The organism is Microcella humidisoli, from assembly GCF_024362325.1.
Taxonomy (GTDB): Bacteria; Actinomycetota; Actinomycetes; order Actinomycetales; family Microbacteriaceae; genus Microcella; species Microcella humidisoli.
The window spans coordinates 857,372-872,492 of record NZ_CP101497.1 but is presented as its reverse complement, the minus strand read 5'-3'; the positions used below and the strand labels follow the sequence as shown (position 1 = coordinate 872,492).

18 protein-coding genes are annotated in these 15,121 nt (G+C 71.8%); 15 read left to right on the top strand and 3 right to left on the bottom strand.

Going from position 1 to position 15,121, the window contains the following annotated elements; translation table 11 throughout:
- Positions 1-9 precede the first annotated feature (9 nt).
- The 15 genes from hpt (at position 10) to glsA (ending at position 12,909) form a co-directional block, all read left to right on the top strand.
- The gene (gene hpt, locus NNL39_RS04170) at positions 10-564 is read left to right on the top strand and encodes a hypoxanthine phosphoribosyltransferase (RefSeq protein WP_255160440.1); all 555 of its coding nucleotides are present in this window, start codon (positions 10-12) and stop codon (positions 562-564) included.
- 109 nt (positions 565-673) lie between these two features.
- Entirely contained in the window at positions 674-2,683 is a 2,010-nt protein-coding gene (gene ftsH, locus NNL39_RS04165) for an ATP-dependent zinc metalloprotease FtsH (protein ID WP_255160439.1), read from the top strand.
- Positions 2,684-2,691: 8 nt separating this feature from the next.
- The gene (folE, locus tag NNL39_RS04160) at positions 2,692-3,276 is read left to right on the top strand and encodes a GTP cyclohydrolase I (RefSeq protein WP_255160438.1); all 585 of its coding nucleotides are present in this window, start codon (positions 2,692-2,694) and stop codon (positions 3,274-3,276) included.
- Positions 3,273-4,553, top strand: a complete 1,281-nt coding sequence (gene folP, locus NNL39_RS04155; protein ID WP_255160437.1) for a dihydropteroate synthase — start codon at positions 3,273-3,275, stop codon at positions 4,551-4,553. Before folE ends, folP begins: the two co-directional genes overlap by 4 nt.
- Positions 4,550-5,077 carry a 2-amino-4-hydroxy-6-hydroxymethyldihydropteridine diphosphokinase gene (folK, locus tag NNL39_RS04150; protein ID WP_255160436.1) on the top strand — a complete coding sequence of 176 codons (528 nt, stop codon included), beginning with the start codon at positions 4,550-4,552 and terminating at the stop codon, positions 5,075-5,077. The genes folP and folK overlap by 4 nt, the downstream gene beginning before the upstream one ends.
- A complete protein-coding gene (locus tag NNL39_RS04145) occupies positions 5,074-5,526 on the top strand; it encodes a DUF3180 family protein (RefSeq protein ID WP_255160435.1) in 453 nt (150 codons plus the stop codon). Before folK ends, NNL39_RS04145 begins: the two co-directional genes overlap by 4 nt.
- Positions 5,523-6,053, top strand: a complete 531-nt coding sequence (locus NNL39_RS04140; RefSeq protein WP_255160434.1) for a PH domain-containing protein — start codon at positions 5,523-5,525, stop codon at positions 6,051-6,053. The genes NNL39_RS04145 and NNL39_RS04140 overlap by 4 nt, the downstream gene beginning before the upstream one ends.
- The gene (locus NNL39_RS04135) at positions 6,050-7,624 is read left to right on the top strand and encodes a PH domain-containing protein (protein WP_255160433.1); all 1,575 of its coding nucleotides are present in this window, start codon (positions 6,050-6,052) and stop codon (positions 7,622-7,624) included. Before NNL39_RS04140 ends, NNL39_RS04135 begins: the two co-directional genes overlap by 4 nt.
- Positions 7,621-8,322, top strand: a complete 702-nt coding sequence (locus NNL39_RS04130; RefSeq protein WP_255160432.1) for a Rossmann-like and DUF2520 domain-containing protein — start codon at positions 7,621-7,623, stop codon at positions 8,320-8,322. Before NNL39_RS04135 ends, NNL39_RS04130 begins: the two co-directional genes overlap by 4 nt.
- A complete protein-coding gene (panC, locus tag NNL39_RS04125) occupies positions 8,319-9,182 on the top strand; it encodes a pantoate--beta-alanine ligase (RefSeq protein ID WP_255160431.1) in 864 nt (287 codons plus the stop codon). Before NNL39_RS04130 ends, panC begins: the two co-directional genes overlap by 4 nt.
- Positions 9,183-9,279: 97 nt before the next feature.
- Positions 9,280-10,806, top strand: a complete 1,527-nt coding sequence (lysS, locus tag NNL39_RS04120; RefSeq protein ID WP_255160430.1) for a lysine--tRNA ligase — start codon at positions 9,280-9,282, stop codon at positions 10,804-10,806.
- A 9-nt stretch (positions 10,807-10,815) separates the two neighbouring features.
- Positions 10,816-10,962, top strand: a complete 147-nt coding sequence (locus NNL39_RS04115) for a hypothetical protein (RefSeq protein ID WP_255160429.1) — start codon at positions 10,816-10,818, stop codon at positions 10,960-10,962.
- Between the two features lie 131 nt (positions 10,963-11,093).
- Entirely contained in the window at positions 11,094-11,687 is a 594-nt protein-coding gene (locus NNL39_RS04110) for a hypothetical protein (RefSeq protein ID WP_255160428.1), read from the top strand.
- A gap of 44 nt (positions 11,688-11,731) precedes the next feature.
- Complete coding sequence (locus tag NNL39_RS04105; RefSeq protein WP_255160427.1) at positions 11,732-11,914, top strand: hypothetical protein; 183 nt, start codon at positions 11,732-11,734, stop codon at positions 11,912-11,914.
- Between the two features lie 23 nt (positions 11,915-11,937).
- The gene (glsA, locus tag NNL39_RS04100) at positions 11,938-12,909 is read left to right on the top strand and encodes a glutaminase A (protein ID WP_255160426.1); all 972 of its coding nucleotides are present in this window, start codon (positions 11,938-11,940) and stop codon (positions 12,907-12,909) included.
- Positions 12,910-12,967: 58 nt separating this feature from the next.
- On the opposite strand, the gene NNL39_RS04095 is transcribed toward glsA, so the two are convergent.
- The 3 genes from NNL39_RS04095 to NNL39_RS04085 form a co-directional block, all read right to left on the bottom strand.
- On the bottom strand, positions 12,968-13,936 hold the full coding sequence (locus NNL39_RS04095) for a pirin family protein (protein WP_255160425.1): 969 nt from the start codon (positions 13,934-13,936) through the stop codon (positions 12,968-12,970).
- A 175-nt stretch (positions 13,937-14,111) separates the two neighbouring features.
- Entirely contained in the window at positions 14,112-14,345 is a 234-nt protein-coding gene (locus NNL39_RS04090; protein WP_255160424.1) for a helix-turn-helix domain-containing protein, read from the bottom strand.
- On the bottom strand, positions 14,345-14,971 hold the full coding sequence (locus NNL39_RS04085) for a DUF2975 domain-containing protein (protein ID WP_255160423.1): 627 nt from the start codon (positions 14,969-14,971) through the stop codon (positions 14,345-14,347). The genes NNL39_RS04090 and NNL39_RS04085 overlap by 1 nt, the downstream gene beginning before the upstream one ends.
- Positions 14,972-15,121 lie beyond the last annotated feature (150 nt).

Genomic DNA, 15,121 nt, shown 5'->3' with positions numbered 1-15,121 from the left:
GAGTAGCCCGTGGACGTCGAAGACATCCGTTCCGACCTGACCGAGGTGCTCGTCACCGAGCAGGAGATCCACGCGAAGCTCGCCGAGCTCGCGCGCCGGGTCGAGGCCGACTACGGCGACACCCCGCCGCTGCTCGTGGGCGTGCTCAAGGGCGCGGTCATGGTCATGGCCGACTTCGCCCGCGAACTGTCGGTGCACGTCGAGATGGACTGGATGGCCGTCTCGAGCTACGGCGCGAGCACCGAGTCGAGCGGCGTCGTGCGCATTCTGAAAGACCTCGACACCGAGATCGCCGGGCGCGACGTGCTCATCGTGGAGGACATCATCGACTCGGGGCTCACGCTCTCGTGGTTGCGGGCCAACCTCGAGTCGCGCGGCGCGAAGAGCGTCAAGATCCTCGCCCTGCTGCGCAAGCCCGAGGCGGCCAAGGTGCAGGTCGACGTCGAGTACGTCGGCTTCGACATTCCGCCCGCCTTCGTCGTCGGCTACGGCCTCGACTACGCCGAGAAGTACCGCAACCTGCGGGCCGTCGGCGTGCTCGCGCCGCACGTGTACGGCGACTGAGCGGCGCTCCGCTCCGCGCGAACATCCAGCGGCTGCCAACAGACTGCGCGATAGCCTGACAGGCACGTTCCACCGGAAGAAAGGTGCGGGGCCGCCAGCCCGCCAGCCCATGAACTTCAAGAAACTCGTTCGAGGACCGTTCCTCTACATCGTCGCCGGCGCCCTCGTGCTCTGGATCGGCTTCGCCCTGCTCGGCGGCATCGGCGGCTTCCGGCAGATCAGCACGCAGCAGGGCCTCGAGTTCCTCGCCGAGGAGCAGCTGACGAGCGTGAAGATCGTCGACGGCGAGCAGCGCGTCGACATCGTGCTTGCTGAAGCCGACGAGGAGTTCGGCCAGAACGTGCAGTTCTACTATGTGGCGCCTCGCGGGGCCGCGATCGTCGAGGCCGTCGACGCGGCGAACGTCGACGACGAGTTCACCGACGAGGTGCCGCAGACCAACTTCTTCGTCAGCCTGCTCGGGCTCATCATCCCGTTCCTCATCATCGGCATCATCTTCTACTTCCTGCTCACCCGCCTCCAGGGCGGTGGCGGCCGCGTCATGCAGTTCGGCAAGTCGCGCGCCAAGCTCGTCAGCAAGGAGACCCCGCAGGTGACCTTCGCCGACGTGGCGGGCGCTGACGAGGCCATCGAAGAGCTCGAAGAGATCAAGGACTTCCTGAAAGACCCGACGCGGTTCCAGGCGGTCGGCGCGCGCATCCCCAAGGGTGTGCTGCTCTACGGCCCTCCCGGCACGGGCAAGACCCTGCTCGCCCGCTCGGTCGCGGGCGAGGCGGGCGTGCCGTTCTACTCGATCTCGGGCTCCGACTTCGTCGAGATGTTCGTGGGTGTCGGCGCGAGCCGCGTGCGCGACCTCTTCACGCAGGCCAAAGAGAATGCGCCGGCGATCATCTTCGTCGACGAGATCGACGCCGTCGGCCGCCACCGCGGCGCCGGCATGGGCGGCGGCCACGACGAGCGCGAGCAGACGCTCAACCAGATGCTCGTCGAGATGGACGGCTTCGACCCCAACACCAACGTCATCATGATCGCGGCGACGAACCGCCCCGACATTCTCGACCCCGCCCTGCTGCGCCCGGGACGCTTCGACCGCCAGATCCAGGTGGATGCTCCCGACATGAAGGGGCGCGAGAAGATTCTGCAGGTGCACGCCAAGGGCAAGCCCATGGCCGAGAACGTCGACCTCGAGGTGCTCGCGCGCAAGACGCCGGGCTACACGGGCGCCGACCTCGCCAACGTGCTCAACGAGGCCGCGCTGCTCACGGCCCGTGCGCGTGAAGAGATCATCACGAACCAGGCGCTCGACGAGGCCGTCGACCGCGTCATGGCCGGCCCCCAGCGCCGCACGCGCATCATGCGCGACCACGAGAAGCTCATCACCGCCTACCACGAGGGCGGCCACGCCCTCGCGGCCGCCGCCATGCGCAACACCGACCCGGTCACGAAGGTCACGATCCTTCCGCGCGGGCGCGCCCTCGGCTACACGATGGTGCTGCCGATCGACGACAAGTACTCGGTGACGCGCAACGAGCTGCTCGACCAGCTCACCTACGCCATGGGCGGCCGTGTCGCGGAGGAGATCGTCTTCCACGACCCGACCACCGGCGCCTCGAACGACATCGAGAAGGCCACGGCCATCGCGCGCCGCATGGTGACCGAGTACGGCATGAGCACCGACGTCGGCGCCATCAAGCTCGGGCAGTCGAGCGGCGAGGTCTTCCTCGGCCGCGACATGGGCCACCAGCGCGACTACAGCGAGAAGCTCGCCGAGCGCGTCGACGCCGAGGTGCGCGCACTCATCGAGCAGGCGCACGACGAGGCGTGGCAGGTCATCAACGACAACCGCGACATCCTCGACCGCCTGGCGACCGAGCTGCTCGAGAAGGAGACGCTCGACCACCTGCAGCTCGCCGAGATCTTCGCCGACGTCAAGCGCCTGCCCGAGCGCCCGCAGTGGCTCTCGAGCAGCAAGCGCCCGTTGCCCGACCTGCCGCCGGTGCCGATGCCGACGAAGGCGCCCGTCGAGGCCGCGGCGCTCGCGAACGCGGCGCACGACGCAGCGGCACCGGGTGCGGCCACGCACGCCACGACCGACGCCCCGCCTGCCGCGCGCGACTGAGCCGCACCGTGCCCCCCATCGACACCGGTCGCATCGAGGCGGCCGTCGCCGAGATCCTGGCCGCCATCGGTGAGGATGCGCAGCGCCCCGGCCTGCTGACGACCCCGCAGCGGGTCGCCGAGGCCTACGCCGAGTTCTTCGCCGGTGTCGGCGTCGACCCCGTTCCGCTGCTGCGGGATGAGCTCGCGACGCAGGATGCGCCGGAACAGCGCGGCGAGATCGTGCTGCTGCGCGACATCGCGCTGCGCTCGATCTGCGAGCATCACCTGCTGCCCTTCACGGGCGTGGCGCACGTTGCCTACCTGCCCGCCGAGCGCCTCGTCGGCCTCGGGAGCATCGCCCGCACCGTTGAGACGCTCGCCTCGCGCCCGCAGCTGCAAGAGCGCCTCGGGGAGGACATCGTCGCCGCGATCGACGCGGCCCTCGCGCCGCTGGGCGCCCTCGTCGTCATCGACGCGCGGCACGGCTGCGTCGGAGCCCGCGGCCCGCGGCAGGCCGAGAGCACGACCGTCACGGTCGCCGCGAGCGGGGCGCTCGCCGACCCCGTGCGCCGCGCCGAGGTGATGGCGCTCATCGGCGGAGGCGTCGCGTGACCGGGTTAAACCCGCGCCCGGAGTTGCGCGCCGCAGGAGCGGCGGCGCGCCCACAACTCTGGGGGGTCCTCAACGTCACGCCCGACTCGTTCAGCGACGGCGGGCGCTTCGTCGACCCCGAGGCGGCTCTCGCGCAGGGGCGGCGGCTGATCGCCGAGGGCGCGTCCGTCATCGACGTCGGCGGCGAGTCGACCCGGCCGGGCGCCGAACCCGTCGCGCCGGAGGTCGAGCGTGAGCGCGTGCTGCCCGTCGTGGCGGCGCTCGCCGCGGAGGGCATCCGCGTGTCGATCGACACCATGAACGCGAGCACCGCGGCGGCCGCCGTCGAGGCCGGGGCCGCGATCGTCAACGACGTGAGCGGCGGGCTCGCCGACCCCGCGATGCTCGATACCGTCGCGCAGCTCGGCACGCCATACGTGCTCATGCACTGGCGCGGGCCGAGCGAGACCTGGCACACGGTGAGCGACTACACCTGGGCGCCGCAGGACGTCACCAACGAGCTGCTGGGCCGCTGGCACGCCGCGCTCGAGGCCGGCGTGCAGCCCGAGCGGCTCTGGGTCGACCCCGGCCTCGGCTTCGCCAAGCGCGCCGAGCACAACTGGCAGCTGCTCGCCGAGCTCGGCACACTGCGCTCGATCGGCGCGCGCGTGCTGCTGGGCGCCTCGCGCAAGCGGTTCCTCGGCGCGCTGCTGCCCGACGATGCCGCCGTCGAGGAGCGCGATCTGCTGACCGCGGTGATCTCGGCCCTCGCGGCGGGGCACGTGGATGCTCTGCGCGTGCACGACGTGCGCTCGAGCGCCCGCGCTCTCGACGTGTGGCAGTCGATCGCCGCCGGGGCCGCGCAGACCCCGGTGTTCGGCGGCTCGTACACCGCGAGCCCCCCGGCCGAGGCGGCCACCCGCGGCGACCGTCCGGCGTCCGATCGAATCACCCTCACGGGCCTGCGCGCCTTCGCGCACCACGGCGTCTTCGACCACGAGCGGCGCGACGGGCAGGAGTTCGTGATCGACGTGACCGCGCACCTCGACCTGCGCGGCGCGGCCGCCTACGACGAGCTCGCCTCAACCGTGCACTATGGCGAACTCGCTGAGCAGGTCGTGGCCGCCGTCGAGACCGACCCTGTCGACCTCATCGAGACGGTCGCCGAGCGCGTCGCGGGCGTCGTGCTGCGGCACGGCGCCGTGTGGCAGACCGAGGTGACGGTGCATAAGCCGCAGGCGCCCATCACGGTGCCGTTCGCCGACGTGAGCGTCTCGATCGTGCGGGGGCGGTCGTGACACAACCGCACACCGCCACGGCCGTCATTGCGCTCGGCAGCAACCTCGGCGACCGCGAGGCCACACTGGCGCGGGCGGTGACTGCGCTCGATGCGCTGCCCGCGTCGAGCATCCTCGCCGTCTCGTCGTGGCACGGCACGGTGGCCCTGACGCTCGAGGGGCTCGACCCCGAGAAGCCCGCCTACCTCAACGGGGTCGCGCTGCTGCAGACCCGCCTCGACCCGTACACGCTGCTCGACGCCCTGCGCCAGATCGAGCTCGAGAACGGCCGCGAGCGCGCCGAACGGTGGGGCGATCGCACCCTCGACCTCGACCTCATCGCGCTCGATGAGCTCGAGATCGACTCCGACGTGCTGCAGGTGCCGCACCCCCGCGCGCACGAGCGCGACTTCGTGCTCGCCCCCTGGCTCGAGGTGCAGCCGGATGCTGTGCTCACCGGGCACGGACCGGTCGCAGCCCTCCTCGCCGCGCTCACCGACGGCGCCCCGCGCCCCGCCGACACGACCCTCGGCGGCCCGGCGTGACCCGCACCCGCCCGCTCGCGCTCGTCCTCGCCGCGCTCGTCGGAGCCGCCGCCGCCTTCGCTCTCGACTCGCTGCTGGCCATGCGCGGCGTCGCCGTGCTCGTGCCGCCCGCCTCGCTCGCCGTCGCGCTCGTGCTGATCGGCGTCGTCGTGCTGGCGCTCGCCTGGCCCGTGCGCCGCGCGGCCGCGGGCGAGCGGCGCATCGACCCCTTCTACGCCACGCGCGCGGTCGTGCTCGCGAAGGCGAGCGCGCTGGCCGGTGCGCTGCTCGCGGGAGGCGCCGCGGGCATCCTGCTCTATCTGCTCACCCGGGCGGTCGTGCCGTTAGGCTCGACCCTGGCCGCGGGGGGAACCGTCGTCGCCGCCGTGCTGCTGGTCAGCGCCGCCCTCGTCGCCGAGCACTGGTGCGCCCTGCCGCCCGATGATCCGACCGAGGAGACGCCCGCGTGACCACCACCGATCCCGACGCGCCCGACACCGCCACGACCGAGAGCGCGCCGAGTCGGCTCGAGCGGCCCGAGACCGAGTGGCAGCGCGTCTCGGCGAAGTACATTCCCGTCGACATGATCGGCACGTTCGTCTTCGGCGCCATCACCACGGGTGTCGCGTTCGTGCCCTTCTGGCTGGGCTGGGCCGAGGGCTGGATGCTCGGCGCGGGCATGGGCGCGCTCTTCATCGTGCTGCTCGCCCTCACCCCCCGCCGGGTGCGGGCCATCGGCTACCTGCTGCGGGAGGACGACCTGCTGTTCCGCCGCGGCATCATGTTCCAGCGCTTCGTCGCCGTGCCGTACGGGCGCATGCAGCTCGTCGACATCAGCCGCGGCCCCGTCGCGCGCGCGTTCGGGCTCGCCGAGCTGAAGTTCGTCACCGCCGCGGCGTCGAGCGGCGTGCTCATCCCGGGCCTGCCGCTCGCCGAGGCCGAACGCCTGCGCGACCACCTCGTCGCGGTCGCCGAGACCCGCCGGGCGGGGCTGTGACCGAGGTCGGCCCCGAGGCATCCGCCGCGGCCGTGACGCCCGCCACGACTGACTTCGCCGACGGCGCCTGGCACCGGCTGCACCCGGCCACGCCGCTCTTCCGCGGCGGGCTGGCGTTCATCGCCATCATCGGCGTGCTCATCGTCAACCTGCGCGACCGGCTCATCGAGCTCTTCTTCGGCGAGCAGGATGTCACGCTGCCGCCGTCGGGCGGCGACCTCGAGGCCGACGCGATCGACTTCATCGTGCGGGAGGAGCTCGTGCTCGTCGCGCTGCTCGCCGCTGTCGGCGTGCTGCTGCTGCTCGTGGCGGGCTTCTACTTCTCATGGCGCCTGCACACGTTCCGCATCACCGACGAGGTCGTCGAGGTGCGGTCGGGCATCCTGTTCCGCACCAACCGCAAGGCGCGGCTCGACCGCATCCAGGGCATCAACATCGGGCGGCCGTTCGTGCCGCGCCTGTTCGGCGCCGCGAAGCTCGAGATCTCGGTGGCCGGCAACGACGCGAGCGTGCCGCTCGCCTACCTGCGCGGTCGCGACGCCGACGCGCTGCGCCGCGACATCCTGCTGCTCGCCTCGGGAGCCCAGCGCGCGGGCGCCGATCCAGCCGCTGCCGCGGCATCCGGCATCGGCGGGATGCTCGACGAGCGCGTCTCGGAGCTGCTGGCTCCCGAGCTCGACGTCGACCTCGCCGAGCCCACGTCGATCGTGCGCATGAACCCCGGTCGGCTCATCGGCTCGACCGTGCTGAGCGATACGACGCTCGTGCTCGTAGCCATGCTCGTGGCGATCGCCGTGACGAGCATCACGACGGGCGAGCTGTTTCTGCTCTTCGCCATGTTCCCCGGCATGATCGGCATCGCCGGCTTCCTCGTCGCCCGCATCACCCGCTCGCTGCGCTACTCGATCGCCGCGACGCCCGACGGCGTCCGGGTCGGCTTCGGCCTGCTCTCGACCACCAACGAGACGCTGCCGCCCGGCCGCATCCACTCGGTGAAGGTCAGCCAACCGCTGCTGTGGCGGCCCGCCGGCTGGTGGCAGATCGCTGTCAACCGCGCCTCGCGCTCCTCGCAGGGCGGGGCCGCCGGCCAGCAGCAGACGACCATCCTGCCCGTCGGCAACCTCGACGATGTGCGCGCCGTGCTGCGGCTGCTGCTGCCCGAGGTCGCCGTCGACGAGGCGGCCGAGGTGCTCGAGCTCGGCCTGCGGGGCCGCGGCGACGAGGGCGGCTACACGGTCTCGCCGCGTCGCGCGCGCGTGCTGCGCTGGTTCTCGCAGCCCCGCAACGGCTTCGCGCTCACCGACACGGCGGTGCTGCTGCGCACGGGCGCCATCTGGCGCGCGCTCACGATCGTGCCGCTCTCGCGCACGCAGTCGGTCGCCGTGCGCCAGGGTCCGGTGCTGCGAGCCCTGCGGCTCGGCGAAGTGCACGTGCACACCGTCGCGGGCCCCATCAGCCCCACGATCGGCGCCCTCGACCGGCTCGACGCCATGCGCCTGTTCGACGACGTCGCCGCCTCGTCACTGCGCGCGGCCCGCACCGATACGAGCCACCGCTGGCGCCAGCGATGAGCGGGCGCGACGGGCGCCTCGGCGTCGGCATCGTCGGCGCGGGGCGCGTCGGCCCCGTGATCGGCGCGGCGCTCGCGGCCGCCGGGCACGCCATCGTCGGCGTCTCGGCGGGCACCGACGACGAGCGCGACCGGGTCGAGGGCATGCTGCCGGGCGTGCCGCAGCTCGCGGTGCCGCAACTGGTCGAGCGCAGCGAGCTCGTCGTGCTCGCCGTGCCCGACGACCAGCTCGTCGAGCTCATTGCGGGGCTCGCCGCCCTCGGCGCATGGCAGGCCGGCCAACTCGTGCTGCACACCTCGGCGCAGCACGGAACGGCCGTGCTCGACCCCGCGCGGGCCGCGGGAGCCATTCCGCTCGCGGTGCATCCGGCCCTCGCCTTCACGGGGACGAGCATTGACCTCGTGCGCTTGCGCGACGCGTGGTGCGCGGTGACCGCGCCCGGGCCGGTGCTGCCCATCGCCCAGGCCCTCGTCGTCGAGATGGGCGCGGAACCCGTCGTCATCGCCGAGGAGGACCGACCCGCATACGCCGACGCGATCGCCGCCGCCTCGCAGTTCTCGACCGCGATCATCGACCAGTCGGTCGCCGCCCTGCGCGCCATCGGCGTGGAGCAGCCCGGCCGTGTGCTCGGCGGCGTCGTGCGCTCGGCGGTCGAGAATGCGCTGCAGTCCCCCGCGGTCGATAGCATCGACCGGTGACCGACACGACCCCGCCCGCCGTCGAGACGACCATCGCGGGGCTCCGGTCCCGGCTCGACGCGGCGCGCGCCGCCGGCTCGACCGTCGCCCTCGTGCCCACGATGGGCTCGCTGCACGACGGCCACCTGGCCCTCGTCGAGCACGCGCGCGAGGTCGCTGACGTCGTCATCGTCTCGGTGTTCGTCAACCCGATGCAGTTCGGGCCCGCAGAAGACTTCGACCGCTACCCCCGCGATCTGACCGCCGATCGGGATGCTCTCGCCGGGCACGGCGTCACCGCCGTGTTCGCCCCCGCCGTCGACGAGATGTACCCTTCCGGCCCCGTGCAGACCCGGGTCTCGGCGGGTGCGGTCGGCGGGCTCTACGAGGGGCGGTCGCGCGCCGGGCACTTCGACGGCGTGCTCACGGTCGTGGCCAAGCTGCTCGGCATCGTGCAGCCGCACATTGCCGTCTTCGGCGAGAAAGACGCGCAGCAGGTGTTCCTCGTGCAGCGCATGGTGCGCGACCTCGACATCCGCACCCGCATCGAGGTCGTCGAGACCGTGCGCGCGCACGACGGCCTCGCGCTCTCGAGCCGCAACGCCTACCTCGACGAGCGCCACCGCCGGGCGGCCCGCGCCATCCCCCAGGCGCTCGAGGCCGCCCAGTCGGCCGCCGACCGCGGCATCGACGCGATCGTCGCCGCCGCCCAGGGCGTGCTCATGGGGGCGAGCGAGGTCGAGCTCGACTACTTCGCCGTCGTGCGACCCGACACGTTCCAGTCGGTCGACGACGACCACCGCGGGCCCGCGCGGGCGCTCATCGCGGCGCGCGTCGGCACGACGCGGCTCATCGACACCGAGCTGCTGCACCTGGGCTGAGCCGGGCCGCGCGCGCGCATCCCGCTCCTGTGACCCGTCGTTGCGCGACGGCGGGACCGCTCTCAGCGCTCCCGCCCGCCGGTAGGCTGGACGCCTGATGAGCGAGAACACCGCACCTGCCGAGCAGCCCGCCGAGCCGACGATCACTGAGTTCACAGAAGAGCAGATCGCCGAGCAGAAGCAGGTGCGGCTCGACAAGCGGCAGCGCATGCTCGACGCCGGGCTCGAGCCCTACGCGATCGGCCTCGCGGTGACCGACACGATTCCGGATGTCCGCGCGCGGTTCCCCGAACTCGAACCCGACACGGCCACGGGGGAGCGGGTCGCTCTCGCCGGCCGCGTCGTCTTCTCGCGCAACACGGGCAAGCTGTGCTTCGCCACCCTGCAGTCGGGGGAGGGCAGCCGCATTCAGGTCATGCTGAGCCTCGCCGAGGTCGGCGACGAGAGCCTGGAGCGCTGGAAGGACCTCGTCGACCTGGGCGATCACGTCTTCGTCGAGGGCGAAGTGATCACGAGCCGTCGCGGCGAGCTGAGCATCATGACGAGCTCGTGGGCCATCGCCGCCAAAGCGGTGCTGCCGCTGCCGAACCTGCACAGTGAGCTCAGCGACGAGACGCGCGTGCGCCAGCGCTACCTCGACCTCATCGTGCGCGAGCAGGCGCGCCAGACCGTGCGCGCCCGCGCCGTGGCCGTGGCCAGCCTGCGCACCACGTTCGCGAACCACGGCTATCTCGAGGTCGAGACGCCCATGCTGCAGACGATGCACGGCGGAGCATCCGCTCGCCCCTTCGTCACCCACTCGAACGCCTTCGACACCGAGCTGTTTCTGCGCATCGCGCCCGAACTGTTCCTCAAGCGCGCGGTCGTCGGCGGCATCGAGCGCGTGTTCGAGATCAACCGCAACTTCCGCAACGAGGGCGCCGACTCGACGCACAGCCCCGAGTTCGCGATGCTCGAGGCGTACCAGGCCTACGGCGACTACCACCAGATGGCCGACCTGACGCAGGAGATGATCCAGAACGCGGCGACCGCGGTGTCGGGCTCGCACGTCGTCACGTGGGCCGACGGCACCGAGTACGACCTCGGTGGCGAGTGGGACCGCCTGAGCATGTACGACTCGCTCAGTGCGGCCGCCGGCGTCGAGGTCACGCCGCAGACCCCCATGGCCGAGCTCAAGAAGCTCGCCGACGCCGTCGACATCGAGATCGATCACCCGCTGCCCGGCAAGTACGTCGAAGAGCTGTGGGAGCACTTCGTGAAGGGCGGACTCGTGCGGCCGACCTTCGTCATGGACTTCCCCGTCGACACGAGCCCGCTCGTGCGCGAGCACCGGTCCATTCCGGGCGTCGTCGAGAAGTGGGACCTCTACGTGCGCGGCTTCGAGCTCGCGACCGCGTACTCCGAGCTCGTCGACCCCGTCATCCAGCGCGAGCGCTTCGTCGCGCAGGCGGCGCTCGCCGCGGGCGGCGACCTCGAGGCGATGCAGCTCGACGAGGCCTTCCTCACGGCGCTCGAGCACGGCATGCCCCCGAGCGGCGGCATGGGCATGGGCATCGACCGGCTGCTCATGGCGCTGACCGGCCTCGGCATCCGCGAGACCATCCTCTTCCCGCTCGTGAAGTAGGGTCGCGGCATGGCGAAAGACGAGCTGAAGCTGCCCGGCGACGACGAGAAGAAGCCCGCCATCAGCATGAACCGGCTGGCCCTGTGGCTCGTTGTGGGCGCCATCGGCGCCTACCTGCTGCTCTCGGGTGTCATCGGCATCATCGCCAAGGGCTGAGCCGACCTCGCCCCCCGGACGGGGGACTGCGCACGCGCCGGGACCGCCTTAGCCTGAGGGCACCCGATACCCGAATTCGCGCGGATGCTTCCCCGAGCCCGCGCGCATCGCCCGACCCGAACGGCGATCTCATGATCTCTCACCGTCTCCGCGCAGTTGCCGCCGGCATCCCCATCGCGGTGCTCACCACCGTGCTCATGGCGAGCCCCGGCTTCGCGGCCGAGTCGTTGCGCATCGACACCCCGCTCGCGGGCACCGCCGTCGGCGGCGACCTCGCCATCGAAGGCACGATCGTCGGCGCCACCGAGGTCGACCTCGTGCTCGGGCTCGCCCCCCAGTCGCTCGGCGACTGCGGCTCGCCCGTCATCGAGGAGCGCCTCGAGCTCGCCGAGTCGCGATTCTCGGCGACGCTCTCGACCACGGCGGTGCCCGACGGCGCCTACTGCCTGACGGCGATCGCCGACGGTGGCCGACTCTCGACGGTCGTGGGCGACATCACCGTCAACAACGCCGTCACGAATGGCGAATCGACCGACGGGTTCCAGCTGCCCACGGAGGCGCTCGGCGGCGATGACCGCCCCGGGACCCTTCCCGCGGTGCTCGCCGCCACACCGCTCGAAGCCAGCCTCGGTCTGCTCGGCCCCGCCGTGCTCGCCACGACGGCCGTCGTCGCCCTCGTCGTGCTCGGCTTCGGCCTGTGGGCACGCCGCCGCCTCGTCAGCTGACCACGCGGTGCTGGCCTCAGCCGCACCGACGTATCCTTGATGGCATGCCGGAAGACTTCTGGGGCAACGCGATCTTCTCGGTGACCCCGACGATCGTGATCGGGCTCATCTTCTGGTTCGCCATGCGCGCGATCATCCGCGCCGACCGCTCCGAACGCGAGACCTACTCCGAGATCGAGGCCGAAGAGCGCGCGCGCCTCGCCGCGCGACCCGACCCCCACGAGTAGCGCCCCCTGGCAGGCTGACGACCATGACCGAGCTCGACCCCGTCGCCGCCACGCTCGACGCCGTTCACCGCGAGCTCGCGCCCCTCGACGAGGGCGAGCTCGCCGGCTACATCCCGCCGCTGCTGCTCGCCGACCCCAGCCGCTTCGGCCTCGCGGTCTGCAGCCCTGAGGGCCGCCTGTGGTCGGCCGGCGACCACGCCGAGCACTTCTCGATCCAGTCGATCTCGAAGGTGTTCGCCTTCGCCCTCGCGCTCGCCGACCGCGGGCTCGACGCCGTGCTCGAGCGCGTCGGCTGCGAGCCGAGCGGCGAGCGCTTCAACGCCATCTCGCTCGAAGCCGACACGGGCCGACCCGACAACCCCATGATCAACGCGGGCGCCATCGTCACCTGCTCGCTCGTCGCCGGCGACTCGGCGGCGGGGCGCTTCGGGCGCATCCTGAGCCTCATGAGCGCGTGCGCAGGGCGCGACCTCACCGTCGACGAGGGCGTCTTCGCCGCCGAGCTCGAGACCGCCGACATGAACCGGGCCCTCGGCTACCTCATGCGCAGCGCCGGCTCGCTCACGGCCGACGTCGACGAGACGCTGTGGGTGTACCTGCGCCAGTGCGCCGTGCTCGTCACCGCGGACGACCTCGCCGTCATGGCGGCGACCCTCGCGTGCGGCGGCGTGAACCCCGTCACGGGCGTGCGCACCATGAGCAGCGACGTGGCGCGGCACGTGCTGACCGTCATGGCGACGTGCGGCATGTACGACGCATCGGGCGAGTGGATGCTGCGCGTCGGCAGCCCGGCCAAGAGCGGTGTCGCGGGCGGGGTCATCACCGCGAGCCCGGCGACGTTCGGGCTCGGCCTCTACAGCCCGCTGCTGGATGCGCAGGGCAACAGCCTGCGCTCCGTGCGCGCGTGCGAACTGCTGGCCGAGCGCTTCTCGTGGCACGCGCTCGCCGTGCCGGGTGAGACGCTGCCGTCGGTGCAGCTGCCGCGCGGGCGGTAGCCGCGCTCGGTCGGCGGCGCCGATCGCGCGCTCGCAGCGCTCAGTCGCGCGGGGCTGCTTAGTCGCGCGGCCGCAGTCGCACGTCGGGCATGACCGGGGCGGGCAGCGCGTGGTCCCAGCCATCGACCGTGCCGAATCGACCGTCGAGCGTGCCGCCGTCGATCACCTCGGCCTGCCACTGCTCGCGGAACGCCACGATCTCGTCGTGGTCGCGCGCGATGAAGTTCCACCACATGACGATGGGCTCGCCGAGCGGCTCGCCGCCCAGCAGCAGCGCGCGCAGGGGGGCGTCGCCGGCCGCGATCCGCACCGACGAGCGACCGGGGGCCGCGTAGCCGAGGTGGGCGCCGGGGATCTCGACGCCGTCGAGGTGGGCGGTGCCCGCATCCACCAGCAGGCCGTGCTCGAAGCGGGGGTCGACGGGTAGGTCGACGCTCGCCCCGGCCGGCAGGTCGAGCTGCGCGCCGACAAGGGCCGTGAAGGTGTGCACGGGGCTCGCCGAGCCGGCCAGCTCGCCGACGAACACGCGGAGGGTCGCCGCGCCCACGGTGAACGGCTCGGGCTCGGCGTGCTCGAAGAAGGGCCGCGTGTGCCGGTCGCGGTCGGGCAGGGCGACCCACAGTTGCGCACCGTGCAAGCGGGTCGTCGCGGGCGTCGAGACCTCGGAGTGCTGGATGCCCTGGCCCGCCGTCATGAGGTTGACCTCGCCCGGTCGCACCATCGCGTGCGCGCCAGTGGAGTCGCGGTGCTCGACCTCGCCCTCGAAGAGCCAGCTCACGGTCTGCAGCCCCGTGTGCGGATGCGGCGGCACCGACATGCCGCCCGTCTCAGCGACGTCATCGGGGCCGTAGTGGTCGACGAAGCACCAGGCGCCGATGAGGCTGCGCTCGCGCTGCGGCAGCGTGCGGCGCACAGTCATCGCGCGCGGGCCGCCGAGCGGCACCTCGCGCGGTTCGAGCACCTGGATGCCCGCCGCGGGCCCGTCGTGGCTGACGAGCTCGGCCGGCTCGGTCTCGAGGTTGCTCACATCGACACCCTACGTCGGCCTGACCTCACTGCTCCTGTCGCCTGCGCCGCCGCCGGTGTTGCTCGTTCAGGAAGATCGAGCTGACACGGCCCGGGATGCCCTCGACACGCCGGTGGAGTACGTCTTTCGACCGTGCTTCCTGAACGAGCAACACCGCGGGCGCGGGTCCGGCCTGTCAGCGCTCGACGACGAGCAGGTCGCCGACCTCGCAGTCGAGCGCCTCGCAGATCGCCCGCAGCGTCGAGAACCTGATGGCCCGAGCGCGGTCGTTCTTGAGCACCGAGAGGTTGACGATGCTCACGCCGACGAGCTCGCTCAACCTGGTGAGCGTCATGCCGCGTTGCTCGAGCAGCTCGTCGAGCCGGCAGTGGATGCCCGTCTCCTCCTCATCGGAGACCGCTGGGCTCATCAGACCAGCCCGTCCGTCTCGCGCTGCAGCCGCTCGCCGACGCTGAACGCCGTGGTGATCAGGGCGACCACGAACGCGCCGATGGCGTAGGGCAGCAGATCGACCGCGATGACGACGTTGTCGAACTCGCCGTTCGAGATGGCCGCGAACGCACCGTTGGCCGCCATATTCGCGAAGAAGAGTGTCGACGCCGCACCGATGAGCACGGCGATGCCGGCCGTGCTCACGAGAATCGTGTTGCGCCGGGAGAAGATCGCGCCGCGGAGCACCGCGGTGCTGAGCGCGAGCAGGCAGGCGACGACGAGCGTGATGGTCGTGGCGGCGAGCACATCGCTGATGACGAGCGACACGAGCGAGGCCGTCGGCAGTTCGGTCGTGCTCAGTACAGCGCGGTCGAGTTCGACCTCGACGAGCGCGCCGTTCGGCCCTATGGGCGCCTGGGCGGGTGTGCCGGCGAACTCGGCGAGCACCGAGATGCTCGAGTCGCTGAGCGCTGCGCTGATGCGGATCACCGCTGCGGTGATCGCCCATACGACGATGCCCACGCCCGACGCCATGAAGAAGCCGATGGCAGCGCGGTCGCCGGGTGACGGCATTCGAGTCGGTGAGGCACCGAGGGTGGTCATGGTTGCTCCTTCGTATCGGTAATCGTTAATAACGATAATCGATACGGTATCGGCGGGATGCGCCCGAGGCAACCCCCGTCACGCCCACGGCGAACACGGGCAGTTCTGCAGGGGTGCGCTGGTTACCCTCGATACAGCGGCTCCGCATCC

Coding starts and splice junctions, on each gene's coding strand:
- NNL39_RS04110 (WP_255160428.1), top strand. CDS start 11,094: ATGATCTCTCACCGTCTCCGCGCAGTTGCCGCCGGCATCCCCATCGCG.
- NNL39_RS04090 (WP_255160424.1), bottom strand. CDS start 14,345: ATGAGCCCAGCGGTCTCCGATGAGGAGGAGACGGGCATCCACTGCCGG.
- glsA (WP_255160426.1), top strand. CDS start 11,938: ATGACCGAGCTCGACCCCGTCGCCGCCACGCTCGACGCCGTTCACCGC.
- NNL39_RS04085 (WP_255160423.1), bottom strand. CDS start 14,971: ATGACCACCCTCGGTGCCTCACCGACTCGAATGCCGTCACCCGGCGAC.
- lysS (WP_255160430.1), top strand. CDS start 9,280: ATGAGCGAGAACACCGCACCTGCCGAGCAGCCCGCCGAGCCGACGATC.
- NNL39_RS04115 (WP_255160429.1), top strand. CDS start 10,816: ATGGCGAAAGACGAGCTGAAGCTGCCCGGCGACGACGAGAAGAAGCCC.
- ftsH (WP_255160439.1), top strand. CDS start 674: ATGAACTTCAAGAAACTCGTTCGAGGACCGTTCCTCTACATCGTCGCC.
- NNL39_RS04130 (WP_255160432.1), top strand. CDS start 7,621: ATGAGCGGGCGCGACGGGCGCCTCGGCGTCGGCATCGTCGGCGCGGGG.
- NNL39_RS04105 (WP_255160427.1), top strand. CDS start 11,732: ATGCCGGAAGACTTCTGGGGCAACGCGATCTTCTCGGTGACCCCGACG.